Annotated in this window: 1 protein-coding gene; it reads right to left on the bottom strand. The window is 59.7% G+C overall.

Going from position 1 to position 518, the window contains the following annotated elements:
* Positions 1-518 (bottom strand): hypothetical protein (locus GCE9029_RS26675; protein ID WP_197475451.1); only part of this gene is annotated, 518 nt, incomplete at both ends.

Below are 518 nucleotides of genomic sequence, written 5' to 3'. Positions count from 1 at the left end.
GCGTCGCCGGCCAGTGGCTTACCGTCGACCATCTGGGCTTCGGTGACGCTCTCAAAGCCGGTCTGCTGGATACCGGTGACCCCGACCACGACACTTTCATGGCGCTCACTGAGGTTGTCGTCTTTCACCGGGACGGTGATCACGTCGGACTGGCTGTTGCCGGCGTCAATGGTGAGGGTGTCAGGGAACGCAAACCCGTCATCAAAGTCAGCAGCAGTGGCATTACCGAGCAGCTTGAGGTCAACCGTGACACTGCCGTTGTCAGGCACGGTCACCGGGTCGCCGTGCTGGTCGACCAGCTTGATGGTGAAATGGATGCTGGCCCCGTCAGACTCTTCCACATCGTCAGACGCTTCCACGATGACATAGACGGTGTCGTCAGCGCCCGCAGGACCGGTATCTTCCAGGATCGTGTTGTTGACACTGCCGTCAACCGTCACGGCTTCATACGTGTTCACGACGGTCCCGGCAATGTCACCCAAAGACACGGTGACGCTTTCCGTGCCTTCGGCGTAATA

Origin of the sequence: Grimontia celer, assembly GCF_900055185.1 — a bacterium.
In the GTDB taxonomy this organism is placed as follows: Bacteria; Pseudomonadota; Gammaproteobacteria; order Enterobacterales; family Vibrionaceae; genus Enterovibrio; species Enterovibrio celer.
Note: the sequence above shows the minus strand (reverse complement) of the source record. Positions and strands in the feature narration are given on the sequence as shown.